We start from the raw sequence: 17,828 nt of genomic DNA on the forward strand, positions 1-17,828 counted from the left end.
TCCTGGTCAACGTCCGTGACGGGCTCCTTGAGGGAATCTGATTCCCTCAAGGAGCCCTTCACGGACGTTGGTATCGCGCGCCGGGCCCATCGGCGGCAAGGACCCTGCGCCCCAGGCAGCCAGCACGCCGTCCGCGCTGACCGGGGTAGGCACTCACGACAGCTCAGGCCAGGTCAACACCGTCGAACCCCAGGTCAACCCGGCCCCGAACGCCGTCAGCAGCACCTTGTGCCCCGGCGTCAGCGTCCCGTCGGCGACCGCGTCCGCGAGCGCCAGCGGGATCGACGCCGCGCTGGTGTTGCCGACCCGGTCGATGTTCGACACCACCGCGTCCGCGGGCATGCCGAGCTGCTTCGCGGTCGCCTGCAGGATGCGGATGTTGGCCTGGTGCCCGACGAACCGGTCGACGTCGCCGACCATCCAGCCCGCCTGTTCCAGCACCGCGCGCGAGGATTCCGCCATCCGCGCACACGCCTGCCGGAACACGGCCGTGCCCTGCATGACCAGGTACCGGTCCTTCGGGTCCGCCGGCACGCGCTGCGCCGCACCGCCCGCCTCGACCCACAGCAGTTTGGCCAGTTCGCCCTCGCTGTGCAGGTCGAACGGGCCCAGCGCGCCGCGTTCGCCGGGGTCGCCCGCGCGCAGCAGGATCGCGCCGCCGCCGTCGCCGAAGATCGGCACCGTGGTGCGGTCGTCCGGGTCGACCAGCGAGGTGAAGACGTCCGCGCCGATCACCAGCACCCGCTCGGCGATCCCGCCCGCGATGAACCCGGCGGCGGTGGCGAGCGCGTAGATGAAGCCGCTGCACACCGCGTTGACGTCGAGCGCCAGCACCGTGCCGAGGCCGAGCCGGGCCGCTACCTGCGGCGCGGTGGCCGGGCACAGCTGGTCGGCGGTGGAGGTGGCGAGCACGACGGCGTCCGCGCGCCCGTCCGGGCCGAGCGCCGCCCGGCCCGCCTCTTCAGCGAGGTCCACTGTGGACTGGCCGGGGGCGACCCGGCGGCGCTCGCTGATCCCGGTGCGGGTGCGGATCCACTCGTCGGTGGTGTCCAGCCGGGCCGCGATCTCGTGGTTCGTCACGACCTGTTCGGGCAGCGCGCCGCCGATTCCGGCGACGACGGCGGCACGGTGGCGCGACCGGACAGCGCTCATGGCGGAACCTCCCAGACCGGCTTGTTGGCGGACGTCGCCGGTTGCCTCCCCTTGTATGGCCTACCCCTGGGTAGACCGGTCAGTTGTGTTCCACGTCACTAAGAGACCTCTTCCACATTCGCTCGATAGGAGGTATTGCGACCGGCGGTTCACCGGCGTGGTAATTGCGAGGCTTTTTGTCGGTGCGCCCGGTTAGCCTGAAGTGTGCGCACTCCCGACCTGGACCAGCTTGACCTCGCCATCCTCTCCTGCCTGCAGAACGACGCCCGCACGATCGCCGAGGTCATCGGGTCCAAAGTCGGCCTGTCCGCCGCGGCCGTGCAACGGCGGATCAAACGGCTGCGCGAAGCCGGAGTGATCGAGAAGGAGATCGCGGTGCTGTCCCCGGCCGCGCTCGGGCTGGACATGACGTTCGTCGTCATGGTCGAGATGGAGCGCGAGAGCATGGCGGTGCTCGACGGCTTCCGCGCCCAGGTCCTCGCCGACGACTGCGTGCAGCAGTGCTACTACGTCACCGGCACCGCGGACTTCGTCCTCGTGGTCACCTGCCCGGACATGGCGGCGTTCGAGACGTTCGCCCGGCGCACGTTCTTCGACAACCCCAACGTCCGGCACTTCGCCACGAGCGTCGCGATGGACCGGGTCAAAGTGGGTCTTACGCTGCCGCTCTCCTGACCTGGGCGGAAACGCAAGGGTTCTGTGTCCGGCGTTACGTGTTCGCGTCCTGATGCAACCGATCGCGTGAACGTCGGCCGAACGACGTCATGTGCCCCCGAGTCGATCATCTCCCTGCCGACCAGTTCGCGAGGCGCGAACGACCGGAGGACTCCAGGAGCAGCCGTGCACACCACCGACGCCGTACACCAGACCCAGTTCGTACTGCTGAACGAGAGCACTACGCCGGTGCTGTCCCGCCTCTCCTTCCACGTGTCGGAGCCTTACGCGGTCACCGTGGCGTTCCGGACCGAGCGCGGCCGGTGGATCGAGTGGACGTTCGCCCGCGAACTGCTCGTGACCGGGCTGGACGAGCCGACCGGGATCGGCGACGTGCGGATCCGGCCGGACCTGTCCGAGGACGAAGCCTTGCTGACGCTGGAAATCGAGTCGCCGGACGGCTACGCGTCGTTCGAGCTGGAGCGCGCCGACCTCGAGGCGTTCCTCGAATCTTCCTACGAGCTGGTGCCGCTCGGAGCCGAGAGCGAGCACTTCGACATCGACGGGCTGATCGAGGAGATCAGCAACGTGTGAGAAAGACCTGCCGATCCCGCGGCAATGAGGACAGGGGCGGTTCGAGTGCGCTGGAGGCACTCGAGCCGCCTTTGTCGCATTTGGACCCACCGTAAGCCAGAACACAGTGGCGTCCGGAAAGACCGGCGCATAGTCCTGGTGATCTTGGGCATCAACCGGATGCCCGCGAAGCACGCGGGCGCGCGGTCACCCTAGGAGAAACCCCGGATGTCTCTCACCAAGCTCACCCGAGCTGCCGTCGGCTCGGCAGTCCTCGCGAGCGCCTTCGCCCTCGCGGCCTGCGGTTCCCCGGCGAATTCCGCCGCGCCGGCGGCTTCCTCGCCCGCCGCTCCCGCCTCCTCCGCCGCGGAGTCCAGCGCTCCGGCGAGCACCGCCAAGGAGAAGAAGCCGGACGCGCCGACGTCGCGATGCACCACCGACGACCTGTCCGTGTCGCTGGGCGCGGCGAAACCGGCCGGCAGCCAGCTCGAGCTCCCGCTGACGTTCAAGAACACTTCGTCTCGCGCCTGTGACCTGCACGGGACTCCCGGGGTCGACCTGCACGGACCGGAGCACCCCGTCTACGGACCGGTCGACTCGCTGCTGCGGCGGGAAAACGGCCCGGCGCACAACATCCTCGCCCCGGGACGCACGGCGACCGCGAAGATCACCGTGCTCCCGTCCGACCCGAACCCCCCGGCCGAATCCCCGGCCTGGACCGCGCAGAGCCTCAGCACGATCCCGCCGGGCCAGACCAAGGCGCTCAAGGCGGCGTGGCCCTCGAACATCGCCATCACTCGCCAGGACGGCGCGACGCACCCGGGCACCTGGGTCGACGGAATCACCGCCGACCCGTCCTGACGCAGCGGGGAGTGCCCCGCGCGGGCACTCCCCGCTCGGACGTCAGCCTCGGACGAGCGTCGTGCCGGTCGCGGACAGCGCGACGTTCACCGGGTAGTAGTAGCTGTTGACGGTGTCGCCGCCGGAAACCATGCCCTGCGCCTGGTTTCCGCTGATGAACGAACCGCCGGAGTCGCCGTGGTCGGACCGGGCGTTGGTGAGCACCATGCCGGTCACGGTGCCCTCCTGGTAGCGCACGGTCTGGTTCTTGGCGCGGATCGTGCCGCAGGTCCAGCCGGTGGTGGAACCGGACTTGCAGACCGAAGCGCCGACCGCGGCCTCGGTGGAACCGGCGACGCGGGTGCCGTTGTTGATCTGGCCGACCGGGGTCCAGTTGCTGTTGACCCGGGCGGCCGCGTAGTCCGCGCCGGGGAAGCGGTAGGTGGAGAACTGCCCCATCGCGACCCGATTGGCCCCGGTCAGCGCGCCGCCGCCGGTGAGAGCCGCGCAGTGGCCCGCGGTCAGGAAGCCGCCGCTCACCGAGAATCCGACGGAGCAGCGGGACGAACCGCCGATGTAGTACGCGTCCCCGCCGAGCACGTTGTAATGCGCCTTGGGCACCGCCGAGGTCTCCGTCACGCTCACCGCCGCAGTGTCCACACCGGACTGCCGGACGAACTGCTCCGCCGCGCCACGCTGTCCCTTGAGGACAGTCAGGCTGATCCGGTTGCTCGCGGTGTCGATGCCCCAGCCGGTGACCGACTTCGGCGCGGACTTCTCCTGGGCGTTGAGCTTCTGCACGGTCGAGTCGAGCTGCCGGGCGCTGAACCGGACGACCTGCGCCTCGGCGCCTGCCGCGCGCACCTGGCCGACGAGCGCCGCGTCGGTCACCGCGACCACGGCCTTGCCGGTCGCCGCGTTGAAGCTCGTGCCGCTGAAACGTTCGCCGAGGGCCTTCTCCAGTGCCGCGCCGACCTTGTTCGCGGCCTCCTCGTTCGCGAGCCGGACGAGTGCCTGGCCGTGGGTGAGGCCGAGGTCGCGCTGCATCGCCGGGACCATGTCGGGGTTGAGCGGGGCGGCGCTCGCGGCCGGGACACCGGCGAAGATCGCCGTCACCGCCGCGGCAGCGGTTGCGGCACCGAGGAATCTGATGGCTTTCATGCTTCTCCCTCGCGTTCGGTTCCCCCCGGCCTCGAAGGGTGCGGCGGTGGTCCAATCCACTGCAATAAGTGGCCGCGAGAATAGGTAGCGGAGCAATCCTTAAGTAGGGACTTGCGCGACTACCGAGCGTTCGCCGCCAGAGCGAGCGTCCGTGGGTTGTTCCGCTGAACCGGGCAACGCCGCACGGTTTCGCACTCTTTGTGACCGCACGCCGGGATTTCTTCTGCCATTTGGTCACCGTACGAAGGCAGACGTGTGAGGAGCGTGCCCGAGCACCCGTCGAGAGTCGGTTTACCGCGCCCCGCGCACTGCTTAAGCTCCGGGCGAAACGGACAAGACGCGCACTGGGGAGGTCGTGATGTGGCCGGCCGTTCCGACATTGGTTTCCGTGCGTCCGCGCCCGGCGGCATTCGCCGGACGCGACCGCGAACTCGCCGCCGTCGCCGAAGTTCTCCGCCACCGGCCCGCCGCGGTGCTGGTCGAGGGCGCGCCGGGAATGGGCAAGACCCGGCTGCTCGCCGAACTCGCCGCCCGGCCGGAATTCTCCCGGATCCGCGTGCTGCGCGGCGCGTGCCCGCAACTGGCCGAGCCTTTTCCGTACGGGCCGGTGCTGGAAGCGTTACGCTCCGCCGGGAATCGGCTCGGGCCGCTGAGCCCGGTCGCCGGTGCGCTGCAACCGCTTCTGCCCGAGCTGGCCGACGTGCTGCCTCCGGCTCCGGAGCCGCTGCCGGACGCCGGTGCGCAACGGCATCGCGTGTTCCGCGCGTTCCGGGAACTGCTGATTGCCTGCGGGCCGACCGTCTTGCTCATCGACGATCTGCATCGCGCTGATCCCGGAACCGGTGACCTGCTGCGGTTTCTCGCGGTCGACTGGCCGCCGGACCTGGGCGTAGTCGCGACCTGCGGCACCGGGAACTCCAGTGTTCGCAGCGTTCCCGGGGTGCACAGCGCGCAGGTCACGCTCGGGCCGTTGGACTCCGCGGCGGTCTCCGCGATGGCTTGCGACCTTCTGGCTTTGCCTCGGCTCAACGCCGACTTCGCTGCGAAGCTGCACGAGTACACCGCCGGGATTCCTTTTGTCGCAGAGGAAACTCTTCGCGCGCTGCGTGGTGCCGAACTGACCGAGTCGACGCTGGACCGGCTGGAAGTTCCTGTTGCGCTTCAGGAATCGGTGTCCAGGCAGTTGTCCGCGCTTCCGGAATCCTCGGCGCAGCTTGCCAAAGCCGCGGCTGTGCTCAATGTTCCCGCCGAGCTGTCGGTGCTGAATGAGCTGGCGGGGTTGGCCGAGGGCGAGATTGTGCTGTCCGGCTTGCTGGACGAGGTCGACGACAATCGCTACGGCTTCCGGCATCCGTTCGCGCGCAAAGCAGTGTAGGATGGCCTTAGCGCGCCTGAACGAAAACTCTTGCACACCAAGGCAATGCACCTGCCCGGTCAATCCCTGTCGCTGCTCGCCGCGCACGCCCACGCCGCCGGATGCGTCGAGGAATGGCGACAGTACGCCGAAGAAGCCGCCGACGAGGCGGTCGCGCAAGGCGATACCGCACGCGCGATCGACTTGCTGCAGGCGATCGTCGCGAAGGCGGACGAGGACGCGGTCGGCCGGTTGGCGAAAAAGCTCAGCGACGTCGCGCTGCGCGTCTTCCGCCCGGATGTCCATCTGACGCTGGAAAAAGTGCTCGAAGACCGGCCGCTGCCGCCAGCCGTGCACGGGACGATCCGGCTCGCGCTGGGCATGCTGCTGGTCCGCGTCGCCGGTCGGCTGGAGCAGGGTCGCGCGGCGGTCGAACGCGCCGTCGCCGAACTGGCGGATCGGCCGGAACTCGCCGCGCGCGGGATCAACCTGCTCGCGCTGCCGTTCGACGGGCTCACGCCGCTGTCGTGGCACGAACAGTGGATGCGCCGCGCCCGGGAAGTCCACTCCGGACTGACCGATCCCGAGCTGCGGCTGACGCTCACCGGAGACCGGGTCGCGACCGCCTCGCACATCGGCGACGGTTCGGCGTGGGCGGAGTTCGAGGCGATGCCGGACACCGCGCCGAGCGTCGCCGAACGCGTGCAGCTGGCCCGGCTGTGGTGCAACCTCGCCGACGCGCAGTCGTGGTCCGGCCACCTCGACCGGACCGAACGCCTGGTCGCCGAGGGTCTGCGCCGGGCTTCCGAAGCCGGCGCGCTGTACCCGAAAGGCCTGATCGAAGGCACCGAGGTGCGGCTCGCCTGGTTCCGCGGCAAATGGGACGGCCTGGCCGAGGCGACTGAAGACGTCCGTACGCGGCATCCTGCGCTGGGCGCGATCGTCATGGAGACGTCGCTGGTGCTGGGCGGCCTGGCCGCGGTGCGCGGTGAGTTCGCGGCGGCGCGAAGACACTTGGCCGACGCCTCGGCGCACCGTCCGGGCGAAGGCCCTATCCCCGTTGTCTTATGCGCGGCTTCGGTGTTGATCGGCGTGCACCTGTCGACCGATGACGTCGCCGCAGCCTGCGAAGCCGCCGATGTCGCCGTCGACGCCGCGCGCCGCAAAGGCGTGTGGGTCTGGGCGGCGTCACTCGTCCCAGCCGCCGCGGAGGCGTACACGCGCGCAGACCGTTGGCACGACGCCGACGCCTTTGTCGAAGAGTTCGCGCGCGGCATCGAAGATCGCGACGCGCCTCTCGCCGTGGCAGCCCTGCATGCTGGCCGCGCTGTCCTGACAAGCGCCCGCGCGAAGCATCTCGCGGCAGCAACGCTCTTCGACACCGCCGCCGACGCGTACGCAGAGCTGCCGATGCCATACCTCGCCGCAGGCATGCGTGAACGCGCAGCACGCTGTCGCCTCGAAGCAGGCCAAGGCGGCGCGACAGCCGCCCTCAGCGAGGCCGCAGCCGCGTACGTACAGCTAGGTGCCACGCGCGACGCTGGCCGCTGCCATCACGTGCTTCGCGAACACGGTGCCTGGGCACCGTCACAACGCGGCCGTCGCGGCTACGGCCGCGAACTGTCCCCGCGAGAGCGCGAAGTCGCCGAGATGCTCGCGGAGGGCCGAACGAACCGTCAGATCGCCGACGGTCTGTTCCTGTCACCGCGCACGGTGGAGCAGCACGTGGCGAAGGTGCTTCGCAAGCTAGGCGCGCGAAGCCGTACGGACGTCGCGAGGAAGCTGCCAAGCGTTCCGTCACCCTGACGCCGGTTCGTCCTCTTCGACCGCCATGCCCCGCGACACGTCTATCGCTGCGACGCGCCAACCCGCTGCCCGCGCCCTACCGTTGTCCAGGTGGCTGACGAATCAGTGCCTGCCTGGCGGCGGGCGACCAAAGGCGAGACCCGGTGGCCTGCGGCCGCCGTCGTCGTCGGAACGCTCGCGCTGCAGCTCGCCCTGCCCGACGAGATGGTGCTGCACCCGTGGTGGCTGCTGCCTTCACTGACCGCCGTGCTGATCGTCGCGCTGCTGTTGCTCAACCCCGGACGGCTCAGCGAGTTCAACATCGTCGAGCGGATGGTGGCACTGACCTCGCTCGCCGTCGTCAGCGTGCTCAACGGCGCGTCCGCGGTGCAGTTGGTGATCGGGATCGCACAGGGCGCGCAACGCGGGCACGCGGTGCAGGTGCTGATCAGCGGCGTGGTCATCTACTGGACCAACATCGTCGTCTTCTCGCTCTGGTACTGGGAGTTCGACCGCGGCGGCCCGGCCAGGCGCGCGGCAGGCCGGTCGGACTTCCCTGATCTGCAGTTTCCGCAGATGAGCGACCCGTCGATGGCGAAGGCCGAATGGGAGCCGCGGTACCTGGACTACCTCTACACCTCGTTCACCAACGCCACCGCGTTCAGCCCGACCGACGTCATGCCGCTGCGGATCTGGGCGAAAATGACCATGATGGTCCAGGCCGGAATCTCGCTGCTGCTCGCGCTGATGGTGTTCGCCTGGGCGGTCAACGGACTCCAAGGCTGAAACCCGCTAGCCCTGCCCGCACCCGCCCGGTATATCTCCGGCCATGGAGCTTCCCGAACCGCCCTACTACGCGGTGATCTTCACGTCCCGGCGCACCGACGGCGACCGCGGCTACGCCGAGCGCGCCGCCTACATGTCCAACCTCGCCGCCGAACAGCCCGGCTATCTCGCCCAGAACTCCGTGCGTGACGAGTCCGGGCTCGGCATCACCGTCTCGTACTGGAAGGACGAGGACTCCATCGCCGCGTGGCGCACGCACCTGGAGCACACCGAAACCCGCCGCCGGGGCCGTGCCGAGTGGTACACGGAATTCGACGTGCACGTCACCCGAGTCGAACGCGCTTACCGCTTCGAACGTCCGTGAAGGGAACCCTGAGGGACTCTGATTCCCTCAGGGTTCCCCTCACGACCTTTACTGCCGGGTCATCGAGAAGCTCTGGCCGTCCGAGCCGATCGCGCCGGGGGTCCAGGTCGCGCTGCCGCCGTCGTCCGCGTTGAGGCCCTGCGGGCTGGTGTCGGCGAGGTTCTTGCCGTCGAATTTGACGCCGTCGAACTTCACGCCGCCATTGATCGCCGGGTACGAATCGGACGGCGATTCGATGATCGCCTCAGCCGACGAGTGCTGCGCGTTCAGCGACTGCGTGGTCGTCTTCGTCCAGCCCTGCGTGTCGTTCTTCAGGTCGAGTTTGTAGCTGTTGTTGCTGCGCGTGACCGTCGCGGTGATGTGGTCGCCCGCCTTCACCGGCGCCTCGCTCGCCGAGTAGTACACCGGCGCGGCCGGGTACATTTCGTACCACGCCTGGTATTGCGGGCTCCCGCTGGAACAATCGGTCGCGACGCCGGTCTGCTCCACAGAGGACGATCCGTCGCCGTCGATGCCCACCCACGGCGCGAACAGGTCGTTGCTGGAATTGCAGGTCGCCGACGGTTCGGTCCAGCCGGCGGTCGCGGTGGTGAAACTGCCGAAACTGACGTAGCCGCCCCAGTTTCCGCCCGAGTAGTGGTTCCCGTGGAAGTGCTTGCCGAAGGTGACGGGCCCGGCTCCCGGGCCGGCGACGAGGGTCGCGGCCGCGAACGCGCCGACCGCCAGCAATCCGAGGGGACGACGGAAAGATCGAGAACTCATGGGCATCCAATCTGGTCACGGGAGTGCCTGCGCGTACCAGTGTTGAATTTCGCTCGCCCGAGTTGGTAGCTACTTTCGAAGGGTATTCACATCTCGGGAAATCTTCACCAAATGTCCCGATTCTCCTGTGTGTACACGGAAGTCCGTGCCCGCCCGCCGGGGGAGGCAGCGGGCCGGCACGGACTCCTTCCGAAGTGGACTACCGCGCCGTACGGGCGTGCGCGGCGTCCACGAACTGCGTGGTGTACGTCTTGGACAAATCGATCTTGTCCTTTTTGGGCTTGACGTTGCTGGAGGAAGCGCCGAGCACCTTCAAGACGTTCTGCGCGCCGGACGGGTCCATCCGGCCGTCCTTGGTGAACATCGGCAGACTGTCCTTGAGCGACTTGACGTACAACGCCTTGTCCCCGCCCGCGAACGACGGCGGCATCAGATCGGCCACCTGCTCCGCGGTGTGCGTGGAAAGCCACTTCAGCGAATTCACATACGCGTTAGCGAGTTTCTGCACGACGTCCGGATAACGCTTCACGATTTCGCAGCTCATGTACAGCGAACTCGCCGGGTACAGTCCGCCCAGCGCCGCCCGCGTGCCTTCCGGCGTGCGCATGTCGTACAGCACCTTGGCCTGTCCGGTGTTGGTCAACTGCGCGATGGTCGGGTCGGTCGTCATGCCCGCGTCGATCGAACCTTGTTGCATGGCAGAGATAAACGTCTGCCCGGCGCCGACCTTAACCGGCGTGTAATCCTTGCTGCCGACCCCGCCGCGGCTCGCGAGCGCCTTGGTGAGGAAGTCCGTCGACGAGCCCAGCGACGTGACGCCGAGGTTCTTGCCGCGGAAATCCGCACCGGACTTGATGTGCCCAGCCTTCGGCGTGGCGACCATTTCCGCTTCGCCGGGCACATTCGCGAACTGCACCACGCTGGTGATGCATTGGTCCTTGGCCTGCAGGTCGATCGTGTGGTCGTAGAACCCGACCACGCCCTGCACCTCACCGGCCAGCAACGAGGTTTCCGCGTTGGCCCCGGACGGCTGGTCGAACAGTTCGACGTCCAGGCCCTGCTTCTCGTACTCGCCCAACTGCTTCGCGAGCTGACCCGGCAGATAGATCACTTTGGACAGTCCGCCGACCATGATCTTGATGTGCGGCCGCCCGCCGTTGCCGAGGTCGATCTCCCGGGAATCCCGGCAGGCGCTCACCCCGGCCACGGTCACCAGCGCGGCCGCCGCGACCGCGAGTGTCCTCTTCAGCCGCATATCAGATATCCCGTCGTCCGTCGTCGGCCGACATCTGCGGACGCCAGCGGAGCAGTTTGCGCTCCGCGGAACCGATCAGCCATTCCGCGAACAACGCGACGACCATGATCACGAGCATCCCGGCGTAAACCCCGGCGGTGTCGAACGTGCCCTGCGCGTTGGCGATCAGGAAGCCCATACCTGCCTTGGCACCGGTGTACTCGCCGACGACCGCACCGATCAGCGCGAAGCCGAACGCGACGTGCAGCGACGAAAGAATCCACGACGTCGCGCTGGGCAGCACGATCGACTGCAGCACCTGCCACCGCGTCGCGCCAAGAATGCGGGCGTTGTCGATCAGATTGCGGTCCACTTCCCTGGCACCGGTGAACGCGTTGAAGAACACCGCGAAGAACACGAGCACGAACACCGTCGCGACCTTCGAGGACAGCCCGAGGCCGAACCAGATCACGAACAGTGCGGCGAGCACGATACGCGGCATCGCGTTGGCTGCCTTGATAAACGGGGCCAGCACCTCAGCGAGATACGCACTGCGACCAAGAATGACACCGCAGATCACGCCAGCGACCGCGCCGAGCACAAAGCCGATCACGGCTTCTTCGACGGTCACCAGGATCTGGTACCAAATAGTCCCGAAGTCGGTCCCGGTGGTGAACCATTCGGTGAGCCGTTCCCAGATCTTCGACGGCATCGAATAGAAGAACGGGTCGATCCAGAACCGGCCCGCCACCTCCCACAACCCAAGCCAGGCAACGAGAATCGCCAGCCGCAGCAACCAGACGTTGCGCTTGTGCCGTCCGGCGGAGCGCTTCGCGCGGGAAAGAATGTCTTGTTCGGTTTCGAAGACCGGCGTCGGCGCGGTCTGAGTCTCAAGCGACACCGGTCGCTCCCTTCTGGCGAGCCTTGTCGACCTCGCCGCGCAGCGATTCCCAGATGTCGGAGTAGATCTTGCGGAATTCCTCGGTCAGCCGGAGTTCCTCCACCTTGCGCGGACGCTCCAGCGGAATCTCGAAGACGTCCTTGACCGTCGCCGGGCTCGTGGTCAGCACGACCACCTTGTCCGCCAGCGCGATCGCCTCGTCGAGGTCGTGCGTCACGAAGATCACCGCGGCACCGGTGCCGGACCACAGCCGGAGCAGTTCGTCCTGCATCAGTGCGCGCGTCTGGACGTCCAGCGCGGAGAACGGCTCGTCCATCAGCAGGATTTTCGGTTCGGTGACCAGCGTCTGCGCCAACGCGACACGCTTGCGCATACCGCCGGAAAGCTGGTGCGGGTAGTACTTCTCGAACCCGGCCAGACCAACGCGGCCGATCCAGTCCGCCGCCTTCTTCCGTGCGTCCTCTTTGGACACGCCGCGGAAGCGCGGTCCGGAAGCGACGTTGTCCAGCACCGAACGCCACGGCATCACCGCGTCGGTCTGGAACATGTAGCCGACACCGTCCGGAATGGACTTCACGTCGGAGCCGTGCACGACGACCCGGCCCGCCGACGGCGGCTGCAACCCGGAGACCAGGGACAACGTGGTGGATTTGCCGCACCCGGTCGGCCCGACCACGGCGACGAACTCCCCCGGTTCGACGGTCATGGTCAGCTCGCGGACAGCGGTGTGGACAGAACCTGATCCGCTCGGGAACCTTTTGGTGGCGCCGATCAGTTCGATGAGTGGGGCCATCGAGGTGACTCCTTCGTCACGGTGGGGACTCGCTCGAGGCAGGTTAAGAGCGCGTTTCGCGGCGGAGAAGCTTGTCGACGTTCTGCGTGCGCTCTGCGCGTTCTCCACGTTTTGCTCGTTTAGCGCACAGCGCTGAGCTGGGGGTATGTTCCCTGGCATGCCGAAGTGGGCGCTCTTTCCGCGGATGCGGTTCACCCGTCAGGTGCTGCTGTTGCAGATCGGCGTGGTGGTCCTCGTCGTGGGCCTCGGCGTCGCGCTGATCAGCTGGCTCCTGCGCACGACGCTGACCGAACAGTACGGCGAGCGGGCGCTGGCGATCGCGAAATCAGTGGCGACGGAGCCGGTGGTGATCGCGGGCGCGGCGGCCCGGAAGCCCACACCGGAACTCCAGCAGCGAGTCGAAGCCGAGACGCAGACAGACGATGCGCTGTTGTTCGTGGTCATCACGGACGATCACGGCATCCGGCTGGCCCATCCGACGCTGTCCGAGATCGGCAAGAGGGTGAGCACGCCGTGGGAGGAGGTGATCGCGGGCAACGACGTGGTGAGCGAGTTCAACGCGGGCACCTTGGGGCCGTCCGTCCGCAGCAAGACCCCAATCAAGCAGGGCTCGCGGGTCGTCGGCGAGGTGAGCGTCGGCTACCGCATCGGAGAGCTGACCGGCGACTTCAACCGGCTGTTCGTCCTGACGGTGGTCTTCGGCGGCGGCGCTCTCCTGATCGGCGCGGGTGCGTCCGCCCTGCTCAACCGCCGCCTTCGCCGAGTAACCCACGGCCTCGAACCCCACGAACTGACCGAACTGCTCTACGAGCACGAAGCCGTCCTGCACGGCATCGGCGAAGGCGTCCTGGCTGTCGACGCGGAACATCGGGTGACCGTCCGCAACGACGAAGCCGAACGCCTCCTCGACATCCCGCTCCCGGTCGGCACTCCGCTCGAAGACCTGGACCTGTCCCCGCGAGTCCACAAAGCCGTCGCGGAAGGGCGCCCGGTGGACAACCTCCTGGCCGTAGCCGGAAACCGAGTCCTGGTGATCAATTCCCGTGCAGTACAACGGGATGAACGCTCGCTCGGCACCGTGCTGACCTTCCGCGACCGCACCGACCTCGACACGCTCACCCGCGAGCTCGACGGCATCCGCTCGCTGTCCGACGGCCTGCGCGCGCAACGGCACGAGTTCGCGAACCGCCTGCACACGCTGTCCGGCCTGCTGCAGCTGGGCCACCACACCGAAGCCGAGGAATACCTGCAAACTCTCACCGAATCCACCGCCTCGCGCGCGGAACCGCTCGACGACCGGGTCACCGATCCGTACCTGCAAGCCCTGCTGGTCGCGAAAACCGAGCAGGCGCAAGAAAAAGGCATGGAGCTGCGACTGGCCGACGACGCCTGGGTCCCCGCCTCGGTGACCGACCCGATCGCCGCGGGCACCGTCATCGGCAACCTCGTCGACAACGCCCTGCACGCCGCCCGCATGGGCCCACGCCGTCCAGCGTGGGTCGAAGTCGGCCTGCTCGCCGATGGTGCCGCTTTGCACGTATCCGTTGTGGACAGCGGACCCGGAATTGACGAAACCCTGAGGGACAAGCTTTTCGACGAAGGAGTGTCCACAAAGCTCAGTCCGGGCCACGGCCTGGGGCTGGCTCTGGCTCGCCAAGCCGCGCGGGCCCGCGACGGCGACGTGTGGCTCGCCGACCCCGGCGGCGCGACGACCGGCGCGTTGTTCGTCGCCAAACTTCCCGGCCTGCTGGACCGACCCGAGGAGACCGACGCATGATCCGCACCCTGATCGTGGACGACGATTTCCGCGTCGCCGGCGTGCACGCGGGATTCGTGTCGGAGGTGCCGGGATTCACCGTCGCCGGGGTCGCGCACACCGCCGCCGAAGCCCGCGCCCGCGTCCGGGAGCTGGCCCCTGACCTGGTGCTGCTGGACGTCTACCTGCCGGACGAGCCCGGCCTTTCCGTCCTGCCCGACCTGAAGACGGACACCATCGTGCTGTCCGCCGCCACTGACGCCGCGTCCATCGCCGCCGCGATCCGCGCCGGTGCGCTGAACTACCTGATCAAACCGTTCACGACGCGACAACTGTCGGAACGGCTCACCTCGTACGCCCGCTATCGCAGCCTGGTCGCGACCGAACGTCCGCTGTCCCAAGACGACGTAGACCGGGCATTCCGCGCTCTGCACGACCAAGACCGCGCGGCGACGCCCAAGGGCCAGTCAAGCGCGACCGCTCGCCTGGTGTCGGAGCGGCTCCGCGGATCGCCGACACCGCTGTCGGCCGCCGAAGTGGCCCGCGAACTCGGCATGGCCCGCGCCACGGCGCAGCGATATCTGACCGCGCTGGCGGAGTCGGGAGCAGTGGAAATGCGGCTTCGCTACGGCGCGACCGGGCGGCCGGAGCACGAATACGGCTGGATCGGCTGATGCCGTCGTGAGTGCTTGTCCCGGTGAGAACCGGGATGAACACTCACGGCTCAGCGCCCGCCGGACATCCGCTGAGCCGCGTCGAACCACGGCTTCCAGTCGAGGAACTGGTCGATACCCACCCGCGGCGGGGTCTTGCTCGGAGCGGGCGTCCCGAGGTCCGCCCGCGGATCGGCCTGCTCCGGGGCCGCCGGAGCCGACGTCTCGCGCGGCGTCGTCGGGCGGATCGGGTTGTGCCGCCGCACCGGGGTTTGGTGCGAGGGCACCGGGACGTACACCGTGACCGGCGGCGCGGTTTGCGTCACCGGCGGCGTGATCGTCTGCGGGACCGGGATCTGCTGCTCCGCGATCGGGACACGCTGCTCGGCCTGCACGACGGCGTCGTCGGTGGACTGGCCGGGAAGCACGCCGGTGAAGAACCCGCCGGCGAGCCAGCCGACTCCGACCAGGACGACCGCCACCCCGGTGCCGACCCACACCCGGGCCCGCCGCCGCGACGCCACCGCGCGCGGACGTTCCTCGGCGGGCGCGCATCCGGCGATCACCGGGATCTGCTGGGTCGATTCACAGCTCGTCTCCGGTGCCGCTTCGTCCAGCAGCCGCGGCCCGCGCGGCATGCTCGCGGCGATGATTCCGGTGCGGTCGACCAGTTCCCCGGAGGCGCGGTCAGCGGGCGCGGCCAACCGGCGCTCGGCAAGGCGCAGCATCGAGGGCTACCTCCGGGGTGCGGACACACGAGTGGACTGGCAGCATTCTGCGACATTCCCGAGGGGTTCGGCGAAAATGCAACTCCATCGAGTGATCAAGAATGCGGACAGTCGCGACGCGTTATCCGTTCCGCTCGACGCGCTTGAGCCCTTGGCGCGCCAAAACCGCGAGCGGGCGCTGGTATGCCGAACCGAGCACGCGCGGGATCGCGTCGATCACGTAGGCGTCCGCTCCGATGAGGATCCGCGCGGACCGCCTGCGCACGCCGCGCAGGATCGTCTCGGCCGCTTTCTTCGGTGTGGTGCGGGCGATTTTGTCGAATCCGGCCGCCGCCTTGGCTTGGTCGCCGCCGCCTCCGCCGCGGGCGTTGCGGGCGATGTTGGTCTTGATCCCGCCCGGGTGCACGCAGCTGACGCCGACCGGATGCCGCGCCGCGAGCATTTCTTCGCGCAGCGACTCGGTGAATCCGCGAACGGCGAACTTCGCCGCGTTGTAAGCACTCTGCGTAGGCACTCCGACGAATCCGAACACGCTGGAGATATTGACGACGTAGCCGTCGCCGGAGTCGATGAGGTGCGGCAGGAATGCCTTCGTCCCGTTCACGACGCCGCCGAGGTTGATGCCGAGCAGCCAGTCGAAATCCTCGAACGTCATGTCCTCGACGGTCGCGCCGAGCGCCACCCCGGCGTTGTTGACGACGAGGTTGACCCGTCCGTGCTCCCGCACGACGTCCTCGGCGTGAGCGAGCACCGCGGCCCGGTCGGCGACGTCGAGCGAATGGCCCCGCACCTCGGCGCCGCGTTCGCGGGCTTCGCGCACGGTGCCGTCGAGACCTTCGGCGTCGACATCGGACAGTTCGAGGAGAGCGCCGTGCAACGCGAGTTCGAGCGCCAGCGCCCGGCCGATGCCCGACCCCGCCCCGGTGATCACCGCGACTTTGTTCGAGAAGTCCTTCATAGTCTCCCCACCCTGGTCTCACCGCTTTCTCTGATACTAGTGACGAGGACCAGTACAGGAGGTGGCATGCGGCGCACGGTGATCGGGCTGTTCGCACTAATCAGTGCGAGCGGGACCATCGTGGCATGCGCTGAGCGCGCGTCGGACGAACCCGCGGTCGCGTCGTCGACCCCGACGAAGCCGATCCACGCGTCGATCGGCGCACTGTTCGTCGACGGCTCGCATTACTGCACCGCGAGCGTCGTGCACAGCCAGCGCGGAGACGAACTGCTCACCGCGGCACACTGCATCCACGACGGCGAAGGCGGCGGCTACCTGGCGAATGTCACCTTCGCCCCCGGCTTCCACGACGGCGTCGCGCCTTACGGGTACTGGCAAGTCGGCGGCGAACTCGTCGCTCAGGGTTGGATCGATTCGTCTGATCCGAACCTGGATGTCGGCTTCGCGACCGCACGCCAGGAGGGCTCCCCCGAACCCCTGGAAGCGGTAACCGGAGCCAACCAGCTAGGCACGAACGGCCCCTTCGCCCGCCCGGTGACCGTGGCCGGCTACCCCGACGGCGTCGACGAGGTCGCCACCTGCGAAACCCACACCCAGCAGCAAGACGAACACCAGGTACGCGTCGACTGCCCCGGCTTCGCAACCGGCACCAGCGGCAGCCCACTGGTAGCGGACCCGTCCCCCGAGACGAAAACGGGCACCGTAGTAGGCGTGATCGGCGGCTACGAAGCAGGCGGGTACACGGACGACGTGTCGTACTCGAGCTATTTCGACGACCAGATCACCGATCTCTACAACCGGGCGACCACCATGCCGTGACATGATGCGCCCCATGAGCACGCGCGACGTCCCGATCACCGGGGAACCGATCCGGCTGGGCCAATTCCTGAAACTGGCCGACCTCGCGGACAACGGCTCGCACGCGAAAGACCTGATCGACGCGGAAGAAGTCACGGTGAACGGCGAGGTGGAAACCCGCCGAGGCCGCCAGCTGGCGGATGGCGACGTAGTCAGCGTCGGCACCGAGAACGCCCGCGTCTCCCTGGAGCACTGACCTCCGGCCCGACATCCGTGAGGGCCACCTTCACGGACTCAGAGTCCCTCAGGGTTCCCCTCACGACCATCGCCGGTCCGTGAGGGGCTCCTTCACGGAATCAGATTCCCTCAAGGAGCCCTTCACAGCCCACCCGCTCGCTCGCCGCGATGCGCCCCAACCCGAAACCGCAGCCGATGCACCCAACGTTGGGTGCACCCAGCCCCCAAACCGCACCGGTGCACCCAACGATCGAGGCACCCAGCCCCTCCCCCAACCCCGATACGAAGCCTCCCTGCGGTCTGGGGGTGCTTGTCAAGGCATCTTTCCCGCCTTGACAA

The 17,828-nt window shown here is 68.1% G+C and carries 19 protein-coding genes; 11 read left to right on the forward strand and 8 right to left on the reverse strand.

The annotated features are described in order from the left end of the window. Positions 1-153 precede the first annotated feature (153 nt). Complete coding sequence (locus tag ABZX37_RS47145) at positions 154-1,152, reverse strand: beta-ketoacyl-ACP synthase III (RefSeq protein ID WP_354750867.1); 999 nt, start codon at positions 1,150-1,152, stop codon at positions 154-156. A 204-nt stretch (positions 1,153-1,356) separates the two neighbouring features. Between ABZX37_RS47145 and ABZX37_RS47150 the strand changes: the two genes are divergently transcribed. The 3 genes from ABZX37_RS47150 to ABZX37_RS47160 all read left to right on the forward strand — a co-directional run bounded on the left by ABZX37_RS47150 (position 1,357) and on the right by ABZX37_RS47160 (position 3,240). Next, positions 1,357-1,827, forward strand: coding sequence for an Lrp/AsnC family transcriptional regulator (locus ABZX37_RS47150; protein ID WP_354750868.1), 471 nt, complete (start codon positions 1,357-1,359; stop codon positions 1,825-1,827). A gap of 165 nt (positions 1,828-1,992) precedes the next feature. Further along, positions 1,993-2,400 (forward strand): SsgA family sporulation/cell division regulator, encoded by a 408-nt coding sequence (locus tag ABZX37_RS47155; RefSeq protein ID WP_354750869.1) that lies wholly within the window; start codon positions 1,993-1,995, stop codon positions 2,398-2,400. A gap of 207 nt (positions 2,401-2,607) precedes the next feature. After that, positions 2,608-3,240, forward strand: coding sequence for a DUF4232 domain-containing protein (locus ABZX37_RS47160; protein WP_354750870.1), 633 nt, complete (start codon positions 2,608-2,610; stop codon positions 3,238-3,240). Positions 3,241-3,282: 42 nt separating this feature from the next. Here the strand turns inward: ABZX37_RS47160 and ABZX37_RS47165 are convergent, their stop codons facing one another. After that, positions 3,283-4,380, reverse strand: coding sequence for a S1 family peptidase (locus tag ABZX37_RS47165; RefSeq protein WP_354750871.1), 1,098 nt, complete (start codon positions 4,378-4,380; stop codon positions 3,283-3,285). Positions 4,381-4,768: 388 nt separating this feature from the next. On the opposite strand from ABZX37_RS47165, the gene ABZX37_RS47170 reads away from it, so the two are divergent. The 4 genes from ABZX37_RS47170 to ABZX37_RS47185 all read left to right on the forward strand — a co-directional run bounded on the left by ABZX37_RS47170 (position 4,769) and on the right by ABZX37_RS47185 (position 8,669). Further along, positions 4,769-5,755: an AAA family ATPase gene (locus ABZX37_RS47170; protein ID WP_354750872.1), complete on the forward strand. Its 987-nt coding sequence runs from the start codon at positions 4,769-4,771 to the stop codon at positions 5,753-5,755. Positions 5,756-5,785: 30 nt separating this feature from the next. Continuing rightward, positions 5,786-7,540, forward strand: coding sequence for a LuxR C-terminal-related transcriptional regulator (locus tag ABZX37_RS47175; RefSeq protein WP_354750873.1), 1,755 nt, complete (start codon positions 5,786-5,788; stop codon positions 7,538-7,540). 90 nt (positions 7,541-7,630) lie between these two features. Continuing rightward, on the forward strand, positions 7,631-8,305 hold the full coding sequence (locus ABZX37_RS47180; protein WP_354750874.1) for a hypothetical protein: 675 nt from the start codon (positions 7,631-7,633) through the stop codon (positions 8,303-8,305). A 43-nt stretch (positions 8,306-8,348) separates the two neighbouring features. Further along, entirely contained in the window at positions 8,349-8,669 is a 321-nt protein-coding gene (locus ABZX37_RS47185; RefSeq protein ID WP_354750875.1) for an antibiotic biosynthesis monooxygenase, read from the forward strand. A 48-nt stretch (positions 8,670-8,717) separates the two neighbouring features. Here the strand turns inward: ABZX37_RS47185 and ABZX37_RS47190 are convergent, their stop codons facing one another. The 4 genes from ABZX37_RS47190 to ABZX37_RS47205 form a co-directional block, all read right to left on the reverse strand. Further along, positions 8,718-9,431, reverse strand: a complete 714-nt coding sequence (locus ABZX37_RS47190) for a G1 family glutamic endopeptidase (RefSeq protein ID WP_354750876.1) — start codon at positions 9,429-9,431, stop codon at positions 8,718-8,720. Between the two features lie 199 nt (positions 9,432-9,630). Continuing rightward, complete coding sequence (locus tag ABZX37_RS47195; RefSeq protein WP_354750877.1) at positions 9,631-10,686, reverse strand: ABC transporter substrate-binding protein; 1,056 nt, start codon at positions 10,684-10,686, stop codon at positions 9,631-9,633. A 1-nt stretch (position 10,687) separates the two neighbouring features. Next, positions 10,688-11,566 (reverse strand): ABC transporter permease, encoded by an 879-nt coding sequence (locus tag ABZX37_RS47200; protein ID WP_354750878.1) that lies wholly within the window; start codon positions 11,564-11,566, stop codon positions 10,688-10,690. After that, positions 11,556-12,359 carry an ABC transporter ATP-binding protein gene (locus ABZX37_RS47205; protein WP_116200696.1) on the reverse strand — a complete coding sequence of 268 codons (804 nt, stop codon included), beginning with the start codon at positions 12,357-12,359 and terminating at the stop codon, positions 11,556-11,558. The genes ABZX37_RS47200 and ABZX37_RS47205 overlap by 11 nt, the downstream gene beginning before the upstream one ends. Positions 12,360-12,543: 184 nt before the next feature. On the opposite strand from ABZX37_RS47205, the gene ABZX37_RS47210 reads away from it, so the two are divergent. Continuing rightward, positions 12,544-14,136, forward strand: coding sequence for a sensor histidine kinase (locus ABZX37_RS47210; protein WP_354750883.1), 1,593 nt, complete (start codon positions 12,544-12,546; stop codon positions 14,134-14,136). Continuing rightward, complete coding sequence (locus ABZX37_RS47215; RefSeq protein ID WP_344287659.1) at positions 14,133-14,789, forward strand: response regulator; 657 nt, start codon at positions 14,133-14,135, stop codon at positions 14,787-14,789. The genes ABZX37_RS47210 and ABZX37_RS47215 overlap by 4 nt, the downstream gene beginning before the upstream one ends. Before the next feature lie 50 nt (positions 14,790-14,839). On the opposite strand, the gene ABZX37_RS47220 is transcribed toward ABZX37_RS47215, so the two are convergent. Beyond that, entirely contained in the window at positions 14,840-15,496 is a 657-nt protein-coding gene (locus tag ABZX37_RS47220) for a hypothetical protein (RefSeq protein ID WP_354750879.1), read from the reverse strand. A gap of 121 nt (positions 15,497-15,617) precedes the next feature. Next, positions 15,618-16,454 carry an SDR family NAD(P)-dependent oxidoreductase gene (locus tag ABZX37_RS47225; RefSeq protein ID WP_354750880.1) on the reverse strand — a complete coding sequence of 279 codons (837 nt, stop codon included), beginning with the start codon at positions 16,452-16,454 and terminating at the stop codon, positions 15,618-15,620. A gap of 66 nt (positions 16,455-16,520) precedes the next feature. Here ABZX37_RS47225 and ABZX37_RS47230 point away from each other — a divergent pair, with 66 nt between their 5' ends. Together ABZX37_RS47230 and ABZX37_RS47235 are read left to right on the forward strand one after the other, a co-directional pair. Beyond that, a complete protein-coding gene (locus tag ABZX37_RS47230) occupies positions 16,521-17,273 on the forward strand; it encodes a trypsin-like peptidase domain-containing protein (protein WP_354750881.1) in 753 nt (250 codons plus the stop codon). A 13-nt stretch (positions 17,274-17,286) separates the two neighbouring features. After that, the gene (locus ABZX37_RS47235) at positions 17,287-17,508 is read left to right on the forward strand and encodes an RNA-binding S4 domain-containing protein (RefSeq protein ID WP_354750882.1); all 222 of its coding nucleotides are present in this window, start codon (positions 17,287-17,289) and stop codon (positions 17,506-17,508) included. The last annotated feature ends 320 nt before the right edge of the window (positions 17,509-17,828 follow it).

The organism is Amycolatopsis sp. NPDC004079 (assembly GCF_040610415.1).
GTDB lineage: Bacteria > Actinomycetota > Actinomycetes > Mycobacteriales > Pseudonocardiaceae > Amycolatopsis > Amycolatopsis halotolerans.

Excerpts from the sequence above, each read along its gene's own strand:
- ABZX37_RS47145 (WP_354750867.1), bottom strand. The coding sequence starts at position 1,152 with ATGAGCGCTGTCCGGTCGCGCCACCGTGCCGCCGTCGTCGCCGGAATC.
- ABZX37_RS47160 (WP_354750870.1), top strand. The coding sequence starts at position 2,608 with ATGTCTCTCACCAAGCTCACCCGAGCTGCCGTCGGCTCGGCAGTCCTC.
- ABZX37_RS47165 (WP_354750871.1), bottom strand. The coding sequence starts at position 4,380 with ATGAAAGCCATCAGATTCCTCGGTGCCGCAACCGCTGCCGCGGCGGTG.
- ABZX37_RS47185 (WP_354750875.1), top strand. The coding sequence starts at position 8,349 with ATGGAGCTTCCCGAACCGCCCTACTACGCGGTGATCTTCACGTCCCGG.
- ABZX37_RS47190 (WP_354750876.1), bottom strand. The coding sequence starts at position 9,431 with ATGAGTTCTCGATCTTTCCGTCGTCCCCTCGGATTGCTGGCGGTCGGC.
- ABZX37_RS47195 (WP_354750877.1), bottom strand. The coding sequence starts at position 10,686 with ATGCGGCTGAAGAGGACACTCGCGGTCGCGGCGGCCGCGCTGGTGACC.
- ABZX37_RS47205 (WP_116200696.1), bottom strand. The coding sequence starts at position 12,359 with ATGGCCCCACTCATCGAACTGATCGGCGCCACCAAAAGGTTCCCGAGC.
- ABZX37_RS47210 (WP_354750883.1), top strand. The coding sequence starts at position 12,544 with ATGCGGTTCACCCGTCAGGTGCTGCTGTTGCAGATCGGCGTGGTGGTC.
- ABZX37_RS47215 (WP_344287659.1), top strand. The coding sequence starts at position 14,133 with ATGATCCGCACCCTGATCGTGGACGACGATTTCCGCGTCGCCGGCGTG.
- ABZX37_RS47220 (WP_354750879.1), bottom strand. The coding sequence starts at position 15,496 with ATGCTGCGCCTTGCCGAGCGCCGGTTGGCCGCGCCCGCTGACCGCGCC.
- ABZX37_RS47225 (WP_354750880.1), bottom strand. The coding sequence starts at position 16,454 with ATGAAGGACTTCTCGAACAAAGTCGCGGTGATCACCGGGGCGGGGTCG.
- ABZX37_RS47230 (WP_354750881.1), top strand. The coding sequence starts at position 16,521 with ATGCGGCGCACGGTGATCGGGCTGTTCGCACTAATCAGTGCGAGCGGG.
- ABZX37_RS47235 (WP_354750882.1), top strand. The coding sequence starts at position 17,287 with ATGAGCACGCGCGACGTCCCGATCACCGGGGAACCGATCCGGCTGGGC.